The organism is Rufibacter immobilis (assembly GCF_003721565.1).
Classification (GTDB): domain Bacteria; phylum Bacteroidota; class Bacteroidia; order Cytophagales; family Hymenobacteraceae; genus Nibribacter; species Nibribacter immobilis.
On record NZ_RJJE01000009.1, the window covers coordinates 338,408 to 355,112 of the forward strand.

The 16,705-nt window shown below is 51.6% G+C and carries 14 protein-coding genes; 9 read left to right on the forward strand and 5 right to left on the reverse strand.

Going from position 1 to position 16,705, the window contains the following annotated elements; all coding sequences use genetic code 11:
• The first annotated feature begins 71 nt into the window (after nt 1-71).
• The 3 genes from EFA69_RS08755 (at nt 72) to EFA69_RS08765 (ending at nt 3,658) form a co-directional block, all read left to right on the forward strand.
• Nucleotides 72-1,823, forward strand: a complete 1,752-nt coding sequence (locus EFA69_RS08755; RefSeq protein WP_123132724.1) for a M14 family metallopeptidase — start codon at nt 72-74, stop codon at nt 1,821-1,823.
• Nucleotides 1,824-1,985: 162 nt separating this feature from the next.
• On the forward strand, nt 1,986-2,888 hold the full coding sequence (locus EFA69_RS08760; protein WP_123132725.1) for an ABC transporter ATP-binding protein: 903 nt from the start codon (nt 1,986-1,988) through the stop codon (nt 2,886-2,888).
• Complete coding sequence (locus EFA69_RS08765; protein WP_123132726.1) at nt 2,885-3,658, forward strand: ABC transporter permease; 774 nt, start codon at nt 2,885-2,887, stop codon at nt 3,656-3,658. The genes EFA69_RS08760 and EFA69_RS08765 overlap by 4 nt, the downstream gene beginning before the upstream one ends.
• A gap of 135 nt (nt 3,659-3,793) precedes the next feature.
• On the opposite strand, the gene EFA69_RS08770 is transcribed toward EFA69_RS08765, so the two are convergent.
• The 4 genes from EFA69_RS08770 to EFA69_RS08785 all read right to left on the reverse strand — a co-directional run bounded on the left by EFA69_RS08770 (nt 3,794) and on the right by EFA69_RS08785 (nt 9,223).
• The gene (locus EFA69_RS08770; protein ID WP_123132727.1) at nt 3,794-4,507 is read right to left on the reverse strand and encodes a hypothetical protein; all 714 of its coding nucleotides are present in this window, start codon (nt 4,505-4,507) and stop codon (nt 3,794-3,796) included.
• A gap of 265 nt (nt 4,508-4,772) precedes the next feature.
• A complete protein-coding gene (locus tag EFA69_RS08775; RefSeq protein WP_123132728.1) occupies nt 4,773-5,975 on the reverse strand; it encodes a bifunctional 3,4-dihydroxy-2-butanone-4-phosphate synthase/GTP cyclohydrolase II in 1,203 nt (400 codons plus the stop codon).
• Between the two features lie 189 nt (nt 5,976-6,164).
• Nucleotides 6,165-8,144, reverse strand: coding sequence for a DNA primase (gene dnaG, locus EFA69_RS08780; RefSeq protein WP_123132729.1), 1,980 nt, complete (start codon nt 8,142-8,144; stop codon nt 6,165-6,167).
• Between the two features lie 149 nt (nt 8,145-8,293).
• Complete coding sequence (locus tag EFA69_RS08785; protein WP_123132730.1) at nt 8,294-9,223, reverse strand: hypothetical protein; 930 nt, start codon at nt 9,221-9,223, stop codon at nt 8,294-8,296.
• Between the two features lie 334 nt (nt 9,224-9,557).
• Between EFA69_RS08785 and EFA69_RS08790 the strand changes: the two genes are divergently transcribed.
• Together EFA69_RS08790 and EFA69_RS08795 are read left to right on the forward strand one after the other, a co-directional pair.
• Nucleotides 9,558-10,136, forward strand: a complete 579-nt coding sequence (locus EFA69_RS08790; RefSeq protein WP_123132731.1) for an RNA polymerase sigma factor — start codon at nt 9,558-9,560, stop codon at nt 10,134-10,136.
• Nucleotides 10,126-11,622, forward strand: coding sequence for a LapA family protein (locus tag EFA69_RS08795; protein ID WP_123132732.1), 1,497 nt, complete (start codon nt 10,126-10,128; stop codon nt 11,620-11,622). The genes EFA69_RS08790 and EFA69_RS08795 overlap by 11 nt, the downstream gene beginning before the upstream one ends.
• 190 nt (nt 11,623-11,812) lie before the next feature.
• Here EFA69_RS08795 and EFA69_RS08800 read toward each other — a convergent pair whose 3' ends face one another.
• A complete protein-coding gene (locus EFA69_RS08800) occupies nt 11,813-12,343 on the reverse strand; it encodes a DUF6252 family protein (protein ID WP_123132733.1) in 531 nt (176 codons plus the stop codon).
• 348 nt (nt 12,344-12,691) lie between these two features.
• Between EFA69_RS08800 and EFA69_RS08805 the strand changes: the two genes are divergently transcribed.
• The 4 genes from EFA69_RS08805 to EFA69_RS08820 all read left to right on the forward strand — a co-directional run bounded on the left by EFA69_RS08805 (nt 12,692) and on the right by EFA69_RS08820 (nt 16,629).
• The gene (locus tag EFA69_RS08805; RefSeq protein ID WP_123132734.1) at nt 12,692-13,795 is read left to right on the forward strand and encodes an Mrp/NBP35 family ATP-binding protein; all 1,104 of its coding nucleotides are present in this window, start codon (nt 12,692-12,694) and stop codon (nt 13,793-13,795) included.
• 4 nt (nt 13,796-13,799) lie between these two features.
• Entirely contained in the window at nt 13,800-14,069 is a 270-nt protein-coding gene (locus EFA69_RS08810; RefSeq protein WP_123132735.1) for a NifU family protein, read from the forward strand.
• 378 nt (nt 14,070-14,447) lie between these two features.
• Nucleotides 14,448-15,725, forward strand: a complete 1,278-nt coding sequence (fahA, locus tag EFA69_RS08815) for a fumarylacetoacetase (protein ID WP_183906729.1) — start codon at nt 14,448-14,450, stop codon at nt 15,723-15,725.
• Nucleotides 15,726-15,738: 13 nt separating this feature from the next.
• Nucleotides 15,739-16,629, forward strand: a complete 891-nt coding sequence (locus EFA69_RS08820) for a flavin reductase family protein (RefSeq protein ID WP_123132736.1) — start codon at nt 15,739-15,741, stop codon at nt 16,627-16,629.
• The last annotated feature ends 76 nt before the right edge of the window (nt 16,630-16,705 follow it).

The following is a 16,705-nucleotide window of genomic DNA, read 5'->3' on the forward strand; positions in this document are numbered from 1 at the left end:
CCACCACGCTGTTTTTCATTTCCCGCCAGAATAAGTAACATTACAAGCTCAATCTTACACCCATCCTCCCCATGCTGCTTACCCTGCTCACCACGCTTGCCGCGCTGTGGCCCACCACTCCGCCCTCAGACTGGCAAACGCCCTATGAAAAAAGCAAAGGCACCCAAACCGCCACGTACTACGAGTGCATAGACTATTATCAGCGCCTGGACCAGGCCTATCCCGAGATCAAAATGACCGCCATTGGCATGACCGATGTAGGCAAACCCCTGCACACCGTGGTGGTGTCTACCGATGGTGATTTTGACCCCGCGTCTATCCACCGGAAAGGGAAAACCGTGCTACTGGTGCAGAACGGCATCCATCCGGGCGAGCCCGAAGGCATTGACGCCACCATGATGCTCACCCGCAACCTCATGCAGGACAAGAAACTAAAGAAGCAGCTGGACAACGTGGTATTGGTCATCATCCCGGTCTATAACATCGGTGGTGCCCTCAACCGCAACAGCCACACCCGCACGAACCAGAACGGGCCCGAGAGCTACGGCTTCAGGGGCAACGCCCGCCACCTGGACCTTAACCGCGATTTCATCAAGGAAGACTCCAAGAACGCCAAAACCTTCGCCACCATTTTCCGGACCTGGGACCCCGAGGTGTTCGTGGACAACCACACCAGCAACGGCGCCGATTACCAGTACACCATGACGCTCATTCCCACGCAGCACAACAAATTGGGCGGCGCATTAGGCACACTGCTTAAGCAACAAATGATTCCGGCGCTGTACAAAGGCATGGAGAAACGCAAATGGCCGCTGGTGCCGTACGTGAACTCGCGCGGCGAAACCCCGGAGACCGGCATCTTCGGGTTCAGTGATTTGCCCCGCTACGCCAGCGGCTACACCACGCTGTTCCAGACGCTGGGCTTTATCCCGGAGACCCACATGCTCAAGCCGTTTGACAAGCGCGTGGCCTCTACCTATGACCTCATGCTGGAGTTCCTGGACTACACTGCCAAAAACGGGAAAGCCATTCAGGCTGCCCGGCAGAAAGACCGCGCTGCCCTGCTCACGCAGCAGGAATTTGTGCTGAACTGGGCGCCTGACACCACGCAGGTAGAAACCATCCAGTTCAGGGGCTACGAAGCCAAATACAAATCCAGCGAGGTGAGCGGCCTGGAGCGCCTGTACTATGACCGCAAAGCCCCGTTCACCCGCCCCGTGAAGTTCTTTGACACGTTCCGCCCCACGCTTACCGTTTTCAAACCCGTGGCCTATCTTATTCCGCAGGCCTGGACCGAGGTGATTGAGCGGCTGCAACAAAACCAGGTGGAGCTGAAACGCCTGAGCAAAGACACCGTCTTAACCCCGGAAACCTACTACATCACCGACTATAAAACCAGTCCGCGCCCGTACGAGGGGCATTACCTGCACTCTGAGGTACAGGTGAAGAAAGTGCAGCAGCCCATCCGGTACTTTGCCGGCGATTACGTGGTGTACCTGAACCAGACCGCCAACCGCTTTCTGGTGGAGACCCTGGAGCCCCAGGCCCCAGATTCGTATTTCGCCTGGAACTTCTTTGACTCCATTCTTGGGCAGAAAGAATATTTCTCAGCGTATGTGTTTGAAGACCTGGCCGCCGAATACCTCAAGAAAGACCCTAAGCTGAAAGCCGCTCTGGAGGAAGCCAAAGCCAAAGACCCCAATCTGACCAAGAGCGCCCAGGCCCAGCTCACGTTCATCTACCGCAACACGCCCCACTATGAGAATACCCATATGCGGTACCCAGTAGCTCGGTGGCAGGGTGGAGATCTGCCTGTACAGTAAAGAGCTGTTTAGAGGCTCTTTTTCCAAAAACAGCCCTAAACGCAGCAAAAGAGAAGCCTCCCTTACAGGAGGCTTTTCTTTTGCCCAAGCCACAAGAGATTCTAGCATTTCACCTAAATCCTTCTAGCTTTGTAAGACACCATTTTTCAATTCACAACTGATTTGGCAGACATTCTAAACATACAAGGCTTGAGCAAGCGCTACGGCAGCGTGCAGGCCCTGGACCAGCTGAGCATTAGTGTGCCCCAAGGCAGCATTTACGGCTTATTGGGCCCCAACGGGAGCGGCAAAACTACTACGCTGGGCATTGTGCTGGATGTGCTCAACGCCACCGGCGGATCGTTCCAATGGTTTGGGCAGCCTTTGTCCAAAAGTACCAAACGCCGCATTGGCGCGCTCCTGGAAACGCCCAACTTCTACCCGTACCTCACCGGCGAGGAAAACCTGCGCATCACCGCCGACGTGAAACGAATAGACCATAGCCGCATTCCGGCGGTGCTGGAAACCGTGGGGCTGGCCGGGCGCAAGCACAGCAAGTTCAAAGGCTATTCTTTGGGCATGAAGCAGCGGCTCGCCATTGCCGCCGCCCTCTTGGGCGACCCCGAGGTACTGGTGCTGGATGAGCCCACCAACGGCTTGGACCCCGAGGGCATTGCCGAGGTGCGGCAACTTATCCTGGATATTTCTGCGCAGGGGAAAACCATTATTCTGGCCAGTCACTTGCTGGACGAAGTGGAGAAAGTCTGCACCCACATGGCCGTTCTGCGCAGCGGCAAACTCAAAGTGCAGGGACCCGTCTCTTCCATCATGGCCACCAATGACCTGGTGTTCATCAACGGTGGGGCTCCTCTGGAACAACTGCTCCAGGTGGCGCGCACCCTTCCCTTCGTGTCCGATGCCCGCGCCGTGCACCAACAGATACAGCTCACCCTCCACCCCAACACAGACGGTTCCGCGGTGAACCGCGCCTTCTTTGCGCAGGGCATCGCGCTGGGGCAGCTGGTGGTGCGCAAAAAGAGCCTGGAAAGCCAGTTCATGGAAATCATTAAAGCAGACCAAGTATGACCTCCCTCTTTCGTATTGAACTCCGGAAACTGTTGACCTATTCCACGTTCTGGATCTTGCTGGCGCTCCAGTGCAGCCTGCTGTTCATCTTTTTCTACGCCCGGGGCCACGTGCAGGTGAACGGGCAGATGGCCGGCGCTACCTTGTACCAGTTTCCTAAACTCTGGATGCACCTCACCTACGTCTCCAGTTTCCTGAACCTGATTCCGGCTATTCTGATCATCATCCTGGTCACCGATGAATACACCTTCCGGACCCTGCGCCAACAGGTCATTGACGGGTTCTCGCGGGCCAACCTGGTACAGGGCAAATATGCGGTAGTGCTGCTGGTGGCGGTCTTGCTGAGCCTGTACCTGCTGCTGCTGGGCCTGGGCTTCGGGCTGTACTTCTCCCCGTCTTCGGGCGGGGGCAGTATGTTCACAGAGGCGCAGAGTATTTTATATTATCTGGTGCAGTTGGTGGGCTACATGTCTATGGCCATGCTGGTGGCGTTTCTGCTCCGCAAAACCGGGCTGGCCATCTTGGCTTTTATGGCCTACAGCCTGATCATTGAGCGGCTCATCCAATGGCAGATGCCTGATTCCATTGACAAGTATTTTCCTATGAAAGCGATGGGCGCGCTGGTGCAAAATCCGCATAAGGAGCTGGAGCAGATGGTATTGGGCGCATCAGATTTCCTTACCCCCTTGCAGGCCACGGTGCCGGTAGTCTTGTATGTATCTCTTTTCTGCTTCCTGAGCTACCAAATATTGAGAATGCGGGACTTGTAGGCGTTTAGCGGCTCTTTTTCCAAAAAAGGCTCTAAAACATAAAAGCAGAAGGCCGCGCCGCAAGTACATGCGGCGCGGCCTTCTGCTTTTATAGTGAATTGCAAGCGTTTAGATTGCAAGCGGTTAGTAGATATATTACATATCCAGGGAGGAGGTTTTGACTTCTGGTTGGGAAATAGCCCCGAAGTAACTCACAATCTTAGCCAAATCCGGTAGGCTGGTGTACTTGAGTTTGTTCTGCTTGATGTACTCTTTCATCACGCTGCCTTTCTTGCCGTAGATCACTTCCATGTCTTTCTTCACGTTGCGCAGTTCCTTCACCTTACCGTTGGGCAGAAGAATAAAGAAGCTGTCCAGGCGCTGGTCTACGTACATGGGGCCACCCACCGGGTAGCCTCTGTACCCGTAGCCATACGGGTAGTAGCTGTTCCGGTACATGGGGTCACGGCTCACGTCGCGGCGGGTCATGGTCTCACGTTTCAGCAGGCCATATTTGCCAATCACGATCTGTTCAAAAAACGCCGGAGCCAGAAAATCACTGTAGTCATTCCCGAAATTCCAGCGTTGGGTCACAAACACCCGGCGGTAACGCCCATCATTGTCAATGGCCTCAAACCCGCGCACCGCCACCGGCGAGTACGCCACCGTGGTTCCGTCTGCTTTGTTGATCCTGATTAAATCCTCTGTGCGGTGGTAGGTGATTTTACCGCTCACTGAGTCGCCGGTGGCTAAGTAGACCCTTCCCGCCGGCCATTCGTCCACCAGACCGGAAGACTGCGCCATGGTGTTGGCGGCCCACAGAAACCCCAGCACCAAAAGCCCGATCGCTTTTCTTACCATCTTCTTCATCCTTAAAGTTGCCTGAGTAAATTTATACTACTTTCTAAAAAAAATATACTTCAAATAAACATAGAAGGTTGTCTATTCTTCAGGACTTTATAACGTTTGGAACCACTTTTTCTTGTGCCCCTGCCCGCCCGCTATGGCTTTAACTCAATTCTTCTTTTCATCGGCCCAACAGTACAGAAAAATAGTGTTTTTAGAAGCCGGCTGCCAATGGTTCAGGAGGTGTTAAAAGCAGAAAGGCGGAAGAAGTTCTTCCGCCTTTCTGCTTTTATTTTTTCAGGATCTGGTGCCCCAGTTTATCCCGTTTGGTGGTAAGGTAACGTTGGTTATGGGCGTTGGGGGCAATCTCAATGGGCACCTGCTCCACAATCTGCAGCCCGTAGCCAATGAGGCCGGTGCGCTTGCGCGGATTGTTGGAGAGCAAGCGCATTTTGGTGACGCCCAGGTCGCGCAGAATCTGCGCGCCCACCCCATAGTCGCGCTCGTCTGTCCCGAAACCCAGCTGCAAATTAGCCTCCACGGTGTCTAAGCCCTGCTCCTGCAGTTTGTAGGCCTTGAGCTTGTTCAGAAGACCAATGCCGCGGCCTTCCTGGTTCATGTACACGATTACGCCTTTGCCTTCCTGCTCAATCATCTCCATGGCTTTGTGGAGCTGCGGACCGCAGTCGCAGCGGCAAGACCCAAAGATATCACCGGTAACGCAGGAAGAGTGTACGCGCACCAAAATAGGCTCGCCTTCTTCCCAGGTACCTTTTACCAGCGCCAGGTGTTTGGCATTATTGCTGCGTTGGGTGTAGGCGTACAGATCAAAACTTCCCCAGTCTGTGGGCAGTTCTACGGCAATCTCACGGTCAATGAGGCTTTCCTTTTGCAGGCGGTAGGTGATGAGGTCTTTGATGGAGATGAGCTTGAGGTTGAATTTCTCGGCTACTTTCTCCAGGTCTGGCATGCGGGCCATGGTGCCGTCTTCGTTCATGATCTCCACCAGCACACCGGCGGGGGCCAGTCCGGCCAGTTGGGCCAGGTCCACGGCGGCCTCCGTGTGGCCGGCTCTCCTGATCACGCCTTCCTTGCGGGCTCGAAGCGGGAAAATGTGCCCAGGTTTGCCCAGAGAGGCCGGATCGGTCTTAGGATCGGCGAGGGCCAGAATGGTTTTGGCGCGGTCTGAGGCCGAGATGCCCGTGGTGCAGCCGTGACCAAGCAAATCCACTGACACAGTGAACGGCGTGGCGTGCAGCGCGGTATTACGGCCCACCATCAGTTCCAGGCCCAGCTCATCGCAGCGCTCCTCGGTAAGCGGGGCGCAGATGAGGCCCCGGCCATGGGTAGCCATGAAGTTGACTATCTCGGGCGTGATTTTCTCCGCGGCACAGATAAAGTCTCCTTCGTTCTCGCGGTCATCGTCGTCTACCACAATGATCACTTTGCCGGCCTTTATGTCCTCAATGGCGTCTTCTATTTTATCTAACATGATGTATATGTAAAGTGAGGGCAGAGCGCCTCTTCTACCACAGAGGCATCTTTGTCTTTGAGCCGCAAAGATAGCGGTTTTTCATGGCAAGCAGCCACCCGGGGCAATTTCCTCTAAGCAACTGACCTTCTGTGGTTTTGGCTCTTTTTCAGAAAAACGGCCCCTAAACGGCAAACCAGCGGAAGGCGCTCACCTACTCACCACAATGCCCAGCATGTCGGCGATCTGTTTCTCGAAATCTTTGAGGGTTTTGATGGTGCGCAGGGTTTTGTCCAGCTCGGCGGGGTCTGTGATCTTGGGCAGCGTGTCCATCTGGTCTTTGATCATGAGCTGCACGTTGCGCCATTTAAGCCGCAGCACTTCGCGCTCAGAGCCATAGGTGACCAGGTCAACCTCACGCGGCACGAAGATCTCGTGGCTGGCCCAGCCGTCGCTCAGTTCATACTTTTCGCTCACCAGGTCAATCACCTCATTGCGGATCTCCTTTTCCTCGTGCTGCATAAACTCGGAGGCCGTGGGCAGAAAACCCTGCTCCAGCTTGAGGCGGCACATGTCAAAGAGGCGTTTGTAGATAGGGGTTTTGAACTCAATGTCTTCCAGCTCGCTGAGCATGAATTGGCTGGCGGTGAGCCCCTCCTCCACTTCCTTGTCGGCGTAGTTCAGGATGAGGCGGATGACCTCGCGTTCCCTGATGCGGAGCAAATTGCTCTGGTCGGCCTCCTGCTGGTCTTCCTCCTCGTACATGGCGGCCTCCGCGGCAGCGGCTGCCTCGGCCTCAGCGGCCATTTCCTCAAAAGAGCCGGGCGCGTACGAAGCCGGCGAAGGTGCCGACGGTTGTTGCCGGGCGGCTTTCTGCTCTGAGAGGTGGATTTTGTTGTACTCAGAGATCAGCACCTGCTCGTCTATCCCGAACTGAATGCTGCACCGCTGCAAGAAAACGGAGCGTTTGATGGCATCCGGAATCTTGGCGATGGACACCACCATTTCCCGGATAGCCTCGGCTTTCTTCACCGGGTTGTCCTTAGCCTCCTGCGCGAAGAGCTCAGACTTGAACGAGATAAAGTCCTGGCTGTGGGCCTTGAGGTATTCCTTGAACTTGGTGTCGCCTACCTTCCGGATGTAGCTGTCTGGGTCGTCGCCGTCTGGGAATAAAACCACGTTCACGTTGAGGCCACCTTCCAGAATAAGGTCTATCCCGCGCAAAGAGGCTTTGATCCCGGCTGGGTCGCCGTCATAGAGCACCGTGATGTTCTTGGTGTAGCGCCCGATGAGCTTGATCTGGTTCTCCGTGAGAGACGTGCCCGAAGAAGCCACCACGTTCTCAATGCCGCCCTGGTGCAGCGAAAGCACATCCAGGTAGCCTTCCACCAGAAAACACTCGTCTTCCTGCCGGATGGCCTGCTTGGCCTGGAACATGCCGTAGAGCACATCAGACTTATGGTAGATGGGGCTCTCCGGGGAGTTGACGTACTTAGGCGATTTTTTGTCGTTGCTCTTGAGCGTACGCGCGCCAAACCCAATGGTACGGCCACTTACGTTCTGGATGGGGAACATGACCCGCCCCCTGAACCGGTCATACTGCTTGCCTTCCTCCTTCTTGACAATGGTGAGGCCCGTTTCTTCCAGATATTTGAGAGAGAAACCCTTCTCCAGGGCAGCTTTGGTAAAATCATCCCAACTGTCTAGGCTGTAGCCTAGCTCAAACTTCTGGATGGTGGCCACTGAGAGCCCGCGCTGTTTGAAGTAGGGTGCGCCTATGCTCTGCCCCTCATCGTTCTTGTGGAGGGCGTTTACGAAATACTGTTTGGCGAAATCTGAGAGGATGTAGAGGCTGTCGCGCTCGTTCTGGGCCTGTACCGCCGCGGGGCTCTGGTCTTCCTCAATCTCAATGTTGTACTTTTTGGCCAGGTACCGGAGCGCCTCCACGTAACCGGTGCCCTCAATGTCCATGATGAACTGCACGGAGTTACCGGCCTTGCCGCACCCGAAGCACTTGTAAATGCCTTTCTTGGGCGCTACGCTGAACGAGGGCGACTTCTCATGGTGGAACGGGCAGCAGGCCCACATATTCTGCCCTTTTTTCTTCAAATCCACAAAATCACCCACCACCTCCACAATGTCGGCGTGCTGGATGATCTGGTCAACAACTTCTTTCTTTATCAGGGCCATGGTACTCTAAGGTAAGCGGTAGACAAAGATAAGTAATATGCCTGTTGAATGTCTGGTATCTATCCGTCTTTCAGAAAAGCAATCCTTCAGGTTGCCGAAAAAACAAAAACGCCAGCAGTTCTTGCTGGCATTCTGGAGAGGAAATGCGTTTAGGGGCTATTTTTGGAAAAACGGCTCCTAAACAGATGCTTCATTATTATATCCCCTTCAAAGGCACCTTCCTTAAATTGAATTACTTCAACATCTGCTGCGGTTGGGCCTACGGTACGCTGCAATGTAATATCAAAAGTTCCTTTTATCATTTTAGTATTTTGATCCCACTCTGTTATCTCTACTTCTGATACCTTATGGACCTGAAATACTTTTCTAATTTTGTCGTTCTCATACTCATAGGAAAAACCGCTTACAGCTACAGGCGCCTTGTACTTGCCGGTTCCTTTAAAATCTACTAATACATGTATCGTTCCTGTTTCATGGTAAAGAGACAATTTAAGTGAGTCTACCTGTGGTGAATGTCGCAACAACTTTATTTCTGGAGCTTTGGCTGGTTTCCACGTGAATGTTTTTCTAGAACCAGTACTCTGTGACGGTTTTTTCACTACAGCAGTGCCTTTTAATAGTTCTCCTGTGAAATCAATATTTTCCTGTTTATATGCTGTACCACTGGCTGGTGCTTTCTTCAAACGTATTTGGAGGAGGCCCTCAATTGCTTTTGTCTCTGCATCCCACTTGGAGATATCCAACTCAGAAATTCTATCATTCGCATCAACAGAATAGGTACTTTTAACTTCGTCTTCGTCTCCCCCTCCCATCTTATAGTAGTTTACTGTCCCTACCTCAGATAAGATGTATTTCCCCTGACCTTTAAACCTCACCTTCATCTCTAATTTCCCACCTTGTCTGAATGCTACTAGATACAAAGAATCCTCTGTCTCATTAAGGGTAAATGTTGCTGGTTTCTCCGAGACCCAAACCACTGGAAGATCTTGTAACTCCAGGGCTTCTTCCATCTCATTTTTGTCACAAGAAATACACACGTAAACAAGCAGCAGTAATTGGATTTTCTTTAAATATTTCATTGGTGCAGTTATTAAGATTAAGAGATATATTTCAAATTATTTCTGTAGATACTGTTATAAATTAAAATGCTCAAATTGAAGGGACTTGGCAGCAGTCTTTATCAACTATTACGATCTGGGAACAAGCTACCGCTGCCTGTGAAAATAAATTAATTTTACAGGCAGCGAATCCTGTACTTCTGTTCGTAAATAACATTAAACCCTCTTTCTCTGGAGAGAAGTTGATTCATCACTTGTAGTATTTACAGATAAAGCAATCGCTAATATGTAAAAGGAAGAGGCACTACTTTTTTCCTCTTTTGGCTTTTTATATTTCCCATTTTTAACCAATAGCGTGTTTTTCAGGAAAAACAGCAAATCTTTCCATTTATCTGATACGCTGGAAGGCTGCCTCAAGGGAAAGCAAAGCGCGCAGAAGAAACTCTATGAGCACTATTATAGCTTCGCTAAAAGTATTTGCCTTAGGTATGCGGCAAACCAGCAACAGGCCGAAGAGATGGTGAATGATGGTTTCCTTAAAGTGCTGGAAAACCTGGAGCAGTACGACATGACTAGGAATTTTGAAGCGTGGTTTAGAACTGTAGTAGTGAGGACCAGCGTTGATTATTTCCGCAAGCACCAAGCCAAGGGCACCAGTTTGGAACTGGATGTCACTTTAGAACTGGAGTACGAGGACAACCTTTTGGAAACTATTTCTGCTGAGGAAATTCTACATCTGGTTCAACAGCTACCCCCCACTTACCGAACCGTCTTTTCTCTTTTTGTGGTAGAAGGGTATAGCCACGCTGAAATAGCAGAGATGTTAGGTATCAATGAAAGCACCTCCAGGTCTAATCTGACAAAAGCCCGTGGCAAATTGCAAGAATGGGTAAAAAAGTATTATCCTGCATTCCAGAAAACAAATGTCTCATAAGCACTTTGATCAACAGATAAAAAAGAAGCTGGAATCTGTGCAACCTCCTTATGATCCGGCAGCCTGGCAGAGGTTCCAGCCACTTCTTCCCCAGCCTGGGCACGTGCTGCTCCTGCAGAAGTATGGCAGCTTGCTTTTCGGTGGAATTGCTACAATAGCATTTATCATTACTTTGTTCTTTTACCACCAAGAACACCGCCAGAATAAGCAATTGAAAAAAGAAATCATTGCTTTACAAACTGCTTCTTCTATTCGTGAGCAGCGCCCGTCACCCTCCGTTTCAGTAACTAAACCAAGCCAAAGCACTCAATTTAGCAGTACAAACCCTTCAACTATTAGAGTTGCTCCAGACACATTTTATGTTATAAGAGAAGTATTCATTAAGAAGGAAAGCGATAACCAAGTACGCCGTTCTACACTACCTGACATCACTCATGGTACTTTAGATGCTGAAAATCCGCTAGGCAAAACCCATATGGATAGACTTTGTTCTTCTTCAGTGCTAATACAGGAAAATACAGCAGCTTTCTATGTGAAAAGGAATGAAGTTTTGGCAGAAAGTACTTTTGGCATTCAAGCCACAGCTGCTCAAACAAGAAAGGATACGTTGATAGGTCTACATGCGGATAAATTGATAGACTCAGCCGCACTAGTTCCACAACTTGATTCTGTATTTGTAACGGCAACGGACTCCTTGGCTACCATGGTGATTGACGAGAAACACACTCAGTCAGATTCGGCTGAAAAGGCGTCCTCTTTACCACTTTCCCCTATTCGTCTTGGCATAAGTAGTAACAAGGCCAAAGGGCAAGAGATAACCTACGGTCCTTTCTTTGAGTATTTTATAGGCAAGAGAGTAAGTATAGAAGCGGGAATTCACTTCTCGCCTTCTTACAAAGAAAGGTACCATACTATTTCAGACTTCAATGAGAAAACAGGCTTAAGCTTTGGAGACGAATATCCTGGTAGCATTTCTAAACATGATGTGCTCGTCATTAACAAGTACAATACCTTTACCGTCACTAGACGTGACTCTCTAGATCAGAACGGCAATGCCCAAGTAAGGTATGACACTGTCACTACCGTGAGGTATGATAGTACCTACAACTCAAGATTAGACTCTGTTCAGTCCATCAACCGCTTTACTAGGACAGTGAGGCTACCCCTGAGAATAAATTATTATCGGCCTATTACCCCTAATCTTTCAATTTTGGTGGTGACAGGTTCTAGTTTAGAGTTATCTGTAAGCCAACGCGTCCGTTTCAAGAGTGTTTCTACAAACCACGAAAAGAATGTACAGTTTGATAAGAAAGTTTCTCCTGTCACCTTCAATAACCTATTCTTTGGTGCAGGAATAGAGTACCACTACAAAAAACTAGCTTTTCAGTTAGTTCCCTATTACCACCACCAATTAAAATCCTCTAATTACAGGAAAACCAAATCAACAGTAGGCGCAAATGTGAGTCTAAGATTCAACTTACAATGACACCACCTCAAATGGAATGAAGAAAATATTATTACCCTTGGGACAGTGTACCGCTAAAAAAGCAAAGCAGATGTGGCTTTCATCTTAAAGCCACATCTAAAACAAAAACGCCAGCTGCTTGAGGCGGCTGGCGTTCTGGAGAGGAAATGCGTTTAGGGGCTGTTTTTGGGAAAACGGCTCCTAAACGAGTCTAATCAAATGTAACATTTTTCAAAGTTCCCTGAAATTCACCCTCTGTGAAGCTTAACGTTTCAGGAGCATTTGGGTCAAGAGGTCTGTTACCGTAGTTCTCTAGTTTAGCCGTGAACTGAAAAGTACCTCTAATGGCTTTGGTGTCTGGGTTCCATTCTGTGATCACCACTTGGCCTTGCTGACCGTTGTTTCCATGTGCATAGTAAGAAACGGTAATCTCACCACCTTCCAGATCATCATATTTTGCCGTTCCGTTACTTGGAATGGGATAGGTACCCACGCCCTTGAAAGCAATCTGAAGCGAAACGTTCCCTTCTGCCCTGTGCCCAACTATCGTTAAAGAATCTAAGTTTTCATAGCCCTTAATACTATAAATACTGATACTCGGCGCTGACTCGGCTTCCCACTTAACACCGTCTTTTTTGGTGACGAAGTAATTTTCAGGGGCCGGATCTTCTTCCTCTTCCTCGCAGGAAAAGACAAACAGGAGCGCCAATAATGAAAAGAGAAGAGTACGCAAATGTTTCATGTGATATTATATAAAAAATCAAAGTTAATTCGTTTCACGCACACATACAATCCGCCTATTAGTATAACTATTCTTTTCTATATAGGATCATGCCATATGGCTGAGACCGCCTCTGGAAATGGCAATGCGTTTAGGGGCTGTTTTTGGAAAAACAGCCCCTAAACGCATTGCCTAATACAGTCTGGAAAAGCAGTTGCGGGTACAACCGGAGAGCATATTTGAACTTCAAATCCATTAATTTTCTGGTTTTACCTTTCTTAGGGGAAACTAGCCTCTAAACGCCAAGTGATAGCTTGTTAAACAGATAGTTTGTACCTTTGTAGAAGCGCATTTTACGCTGTTTTACCTATGGCAATTACCCAAGAAGACGTATTAAAAGCCCTCAGCTATGTAGAGGAACCAGACCTGGGCAAAGACCTGGTGACCCTGAACATGGTGGAGGATGTACAGATAAACGGTCTGGACGTGACCTTCACCGTCATCCTGACCACTCCCGCCTGTCCGCTGAAAGACCTCATCCGGAACGCCTGCATCAGGGCCATCCATACCATGGTCGACAAAGACGCCAACGTGACGGTGAACATGACCTCGCGCGTGACCTCGGCCCGCCAGGACAACCAGGCCTTGCTCAAAGGCGTGAAGAACATCATTGCGGTGGCCTCTGGTAAAGGCGGCGTGGGCAAATCTACGCTTACCGCTAACCTGGCCGTGGCGCTGGCCCAGTCGGGTGCCAAAGTTGGCCTGGTAGATGCTGATATCTCTGGCCCGTCTGTGCCTACCATGTTTGGCGTGGAAGATGCCCGTCCGGCGGTGTACCGCATGCCCGACGGCCGCAACCTCATTGAGCCCATTGAGAAGTTCGGGATCAAGCTCATGTCCATCGGGTTCCTGGCTCCCGCCGAGAGCGCAGTGGTGTGGCGCGGCCCTATGGCCAGCTCGGCGCTGAAGCAGTTCATCACGGAGGTAGACTGGGGCGAATTGGATTATTTGCTCATTGACCTTCCGCCGGGAACCAGCGACATCCACTTAACGTTGGTACAGACAGTACCGGTAACGGGCGCGGTTATTGTCACTACCCCCCAGAAGGTAGCCATTGCCGATGCCGTGAAAGGTTTGCAGATGTTCCGGCAGCCGCAGATCAACGTGCCGATATTAGGTTTGGTGGAGAATATGGCCTATTTTACCCCCGCTGAGCTTCCGGAGAACAAGTATTACATCTTCGGGCAGGGCGGCGGCCGAGATTTAGCCGAGCGCTACGGAATCCCTTTCATTGGGGAGATTCCGCTGGTGCAGAGCATCAGGGAGAACGGCGACCAGGGCACTCCGCAGATTCTGCAGGAAGGTAACCCGGCCTCTCAGGCATTTGACGCAGTGGCCCAGGAACTGGCCCGCCAGGTGTCGGTGAGAAACGCCAGCCTGGCCAAAACCAAAGTAGTAGAAATTAAAGCGTAAAGATATGGCAGAGAACGCACTCAATGAGATTTTACTCCAGCAAGTGGAGCAAGCCTTAGACACCATCCGCCCGTACCTGAAAACCGACGGCGGCGACGTGAAGGTGCTGGAAATCACCGAGGATCGGGTGGTACAGCTGGAACTGATGGGTGCCTGCGGCTCCTGCCCCATGTCTGCCATGACCTTCAAGGGTGGTATTGAGCAGGCCATCATGCGCGCCGTACCAGAGATAAAAGGAATTGAAGCCGTGAACCTGACGCCTATGGACGTTTAGGAATCCTTCTTCCTGTACATACTTATGAAACCCACCGGTGGCTGCGCTGCCGGTGGGTTTTCTGTTTAGGGGCTGTTTTTGGGAAAAGAGCCCCTAAACGCACCGCCTGGCTTTACGGACCAAGAACAAACGCTCCCGTTTTCTCCCAGACTTTCTATATTTGATAGTCCTTTGAAAGTAATGATGCCACTCGCTCGCGTCCCGCGAGTGTGCGCTATGGGCGGCCTCTGGCCAAGCCTTTGTATATTTAATGTCTGCAATGCGGCGGGACGCTGCAAGGAGCTCACACTCGCGGGACGCGAGCGAGGGTTTTGTTTTAGCCAGTCATTACTTTCAGAGGACAATCCTATATTTGTCTAAGAACCTTACTTTACCGCCATGCTAACCGCCAACGATCCTTCGCTGCACTCCTGGATTCAGATTGCCCCAGACTGTGACTTCCAGATTCAGAACCTGCCCTTCGGGATTTTCCAGGCCCCTGACCGTGACCCGCGCGTGGGCGTTGCCATTGGTGAATATGTGTTAGATGTATACGTGCTCACCCAGCACCGCCTCTTTGACATGCTGGACATAGAAGACCCCACCGTGTTCCACCGCCCGTACCTCAATGATTTCATGGCCCTGGGGCGGCCCATCTGGCGGCAGGTGCGCGGCCGAATCTCTGAGCTGCTGCGCAATGATAACCCCGAGATAAGAGACAACCGCACCCTCATGAACGAGTGTCTGCTCAAGCAGAAAGACGTGCAGATGCTCATGCCGGTGCGGGTACCCAACTACACAGACTTTTACTCCAGCATAGAACACGCCACCAACGTAGGCTCCATGTTCCGGGACCCCGCCAACGCCCTGCTGCCCAACTGGCGGCATTTGCCGGTGGGGTACCACGGCCGGGCCTCGTCCATAGTTCCGTCGGGTGTTCCGGTGCGCCGGCCCAAAGGCCAAACCAAACCCGCCGATGCCGCCACGCCCCTCTTCGGTCCTACCCAGCAGCTGGATTTTGAGTTGGAGGTAGCGTTCATCACGGGTCAGCCTACCGCCCTGGGTACTTCGCTCACGCCAGAGGAGGCCGAAGAATACATCTTCGGGATGGTGCTGTTCAATGACTGGAGCGCCCGCGACATACAGGCCTGGGAATACGTGCCGCTGGGGCCGTTCCTGGCCAAGAACTTCGGGTCTTCCATTTCGCCGTGGGTAGTGACCTTAGATGCGCTGGAGCCTTTCAGGGTACCCGGCCCGGTACAGGAACCTAAAGTGCTGCCCTACCTGGAGTTCAGCGGAAACAAGAACCTGGACATTCAGCTGGAAGTGGCCTTGCAGGCGCCCGGGCTGGCGGAAGAAACTGTAATCTGCCGCTCCAACTACAAATACATGTACTGGAACATGAACCAGCAACTGGCGCACCACACCGTGAACGGCTGCAACATTGAAGTAGGCGACCTGTACGCCTCGGGCACCATCAGCGGCCCCACGCCCGACTCCTACGGCTCCATGCTGGAATTGACCTGGCGCGGCACCAAACCGCTTACTCTGCCGGATGGTTCGCAGCGGAAATTCCTGCATGACGGCGATGTAGTGACTATGCGGGGCTTCGCCGAAAGAAACGGCGTACGGATTGGTTTTGGGGAAGTACGCACAGAGATTCTGCCCGCTTTGTAATCACTCCAGCTACATGAGAACCTTCAACCCAAAAGAGATACCCACTGCCGCGTTTCACAGCCTCATGCTGGGGGCTATCGCGCCCCGGCCCATTGCCTTTGCCAGCACCGTAGACAAAGACGGAAACGTGAACCTGAGCCCGTTTAGCTTTTTCAACTGCTTCGGGTCCAATCCGCCGGTTCTGGTATTTTCGCCCGCCCGCCGCGTGCGCGACAATACGGGCAAGCACACGCTGGAGAACGTGCTGGAGATCGGTGAGGTGGTGATCAATATAGGCAATTACGCCATTGTGGAGCAGATGTCATTGGCCAGCACCGAGTATGACAAAGGCGTGAATGAATTCATCAAGGCTGGGCTTACGCCTGTTGCCTCTACGTTGGTGAAACCACCGCGGGTAAAAGAGGCGCCGGCGGCGTTTGAGTGTCGGGTGCTGGAAGTAAAACCGATTGGTGACCAGGGCGGGGCCGCCAATCTAGTGATCTGTGAGGCTCTGCTGCTGCACGTGCAAGACGAGGTCTTCGGGGCAGACGGTACCACCATTGATCCGTTCAAACTGGATGCCGTGGCCCGCCTGGGCGGCGATTGGTACCTGCGCGCCACCGGCGATGCTCTGTTTGAACTCCCTAAACCCGTCCGGAACAAAGGCATAGGCATTGATCAGCTACCTCAGCACATCAGAAATAGCAATGTTTTAACCGGGAATAATCTGGCCCGCCTGGGCAATACCGAGGTCATTCCCTCAGAAGCAGAGGTTCAGGCTTTTTCGCAGGAACCTATCTATCAATATTTGCTCCAGAAACACCAGGATAACCCCACCGAGAAAGAACGCCAAACGCATCTGCTGGCCCAGCGATTGCTGGAAGAAGGAAGAGTGGCAGACGCCTGGAAAGCCTTGCTGGCTTAAATCTCTGTCAAAAGAGAATTGCGTTTAGGGGCTGTTTTTGGAAAAAGAGCCCCTAAACGCAGCAAAGCAGAAGCAG

What these genes read in the sequence shown, in the direction of transcription:
- dnaG (WP_123132729.1), bottom strand. Translation starts at nt 8,144, where the DNA reads ATGGCCCTGATAAAGAAAGAAGTTGTTGACCAGATCATCCAGCACGCC.
- EFA69_RS08770 (WP_123132727.1), bottom strand. Translation starts at nt 4,507, where the DNA reads ATGAAGAAGATGGTAAGAAAAGCGATCGGGCTTTTGGTGCTGGGGTTT.
- EFA69_RS08755 (WP_123132724.1), top strand. Translation starts at nt 72, where the DNA reads ATGCTGCTTACCCTGCTCACCACGCTTGCCGCGCTGTGGCCCACCACT.
- EFA69_RS08775 (WP_123132728.1), bottom strand. Translation starts at nt 5,975, where the DNA reads ATGTTAGATAAAATAGAAGACGCCATTGAGGACATAAAGGCCGGCAAA.
- EFA69_RS08810 (WP_123132735.1), top strand. Translation starts at nt 13,800, where the DNA reads ATGGCAGAGAACGCACTCAATGAGATTTTACTCCAGCAAGTGGAGCAA.
- EFA69_RS08785 (WP_123132730.1), bottom strand. Translation starts at nt 9,223, where the DNA reads ATGAAATATTTAAAGAAAATCCAATTACTGCTGCTTGTTTACGTGTGT.
- EFA69_RS08805 (WP_123132734.1), top strand. Translation starts at nt 12,692, where the DNA reads ATGGCAATTACCCAAGAAGACGTATTAAAAGCCCTCAGCTATGTAGAG.
- EFA69_RS08800 (WP_123132733.1), bottom strand. Translation starts at nt 12,343, where the DNA reads ATGAAACATTTGCGTACTCTTCTCTTTTCATTATTGGCGCTCCTGTTT.
- fahA (WP_183906729.1), top strand. Translation starts at nt 14,448, where the DNA reads ATGCTAACCGCCAACGATCCTTCGCTGCACTCCTGGATTCAGATTGCC.
- EFA69_RS08765 (WP_123132726.1), top strand. Translation starts at nt 2,885, where the DNA reads ATGACCTCCCTCTTTCGTATTGAACTCCGGAAACTGTTGACCTATTCC.
- EFA69_RS08820 (WP_123132736.1), top strand. Translation starts at nt 15,739, where the DNA reads ATGAGAACCTTCAACCCAAAAGAGATACCCACTGCCGCGTTTCACAGC.
- EFA69_RS08795 (WP_123132732.1), top strand. Translation starts at nt 10,126, where the DNA reads ATGTCTCATAAGCACTTTGATCAACAGATAAAAAAGAAGCTGGAATCT.